The 962-nt window shown below is 33.3% G+C and carries 1 tRNA gene; it reads right to left on the bottom strand.

From position 1 onward, the window contains the following. Positions 1–379: 379 nt before the first annotated feature. A tRNA-Pro gene (locus tag ACFIO5_RS10750) sits at positions 380–456 on the bottom strand. Between the last annotated feature and the right edge of the window lie 506 nt (positions 457–962).

Here is a 962-nt window from a genome sequence, read left to right as displayed (position 1 = left end):
AGTTTTACAATAGGTTTTGTAATAAGTGGGAAGAGGTGGGGTTAGATAGGAATACGTGATAATTTATTGTTTTTATGTATAATTTCTATCATTAAATGCGAATTTTTTCAAATTGGATTTTGACACCTGAAATTGCAAAAAAGAGCGAAAATCGGAAAAAAGTGCGGCTCAATGATAAAGATGACAGAAAACTTTGAAAGGTCTTTAAAAATCCTTTAAAGATTTTTAAAAAGTTTGTGAAAGCCCAGAAAACTAGCTTTGAAGACCCTTTGAGAACCCCTTAAAAATCATTAAAAAAAAATAAACCTGGTGTCAAAATATACAAAATCTGCTGACAAGCTACACTACAGCTAAACTTAATATATTTGGGGGAAGAAAATGGTCGGAGCGGCGGGATTCGAACCCACGACCCCTTGACCCCCAGTCAAGTGCGCTACCAGGCTGCGCTACGCTCCGAACCGTGAAAAACGACTAAACGACTGTTTCTTTAAAGGCAAGAGAAAAATAAGAAGAACAAAACCTAAAGTATCTTTCCCATTTTAAAAAGAGCTTATTCCAATAAAAGTGAAATTCTGAACTTTGAGGTTCCCTTACTATTCTAGGAGAAATAATTAAATTGTCAAACTCTTGATTGTTGTTGATTATAAGTACATATTTAAAGTGAGATAAGATTTTTGTGTTTCTAAATGCCATGTATTTGGGGGGGTAAACCTGATAAATACGAGAGAAAAATAATATTCGTTTCATATTTCTATTTACTCATCGAGAATTTGACAAAAGGGTGAATGTTTATACAAATATCATAAAGGATGCATGGTGTTGAAGGGCTTTTGCTCTGTTTTTTACTTTTGGAGAAGGGATATTTCATATAAACAGCAGAAACAGCAAAAATAGAAACTCTAGATTGCAAAATCAAAAATAGGAAATTGTTGGATATGAGATTTTTATCGCGATGAGAAAAG

The sequence above is a fragment of the Bartonella sp. AA86SXKL genome (assembly GCF_042196885.1).
This window is presented reverse-complemented; position numbering and strand designations above follow the sequence as displayed.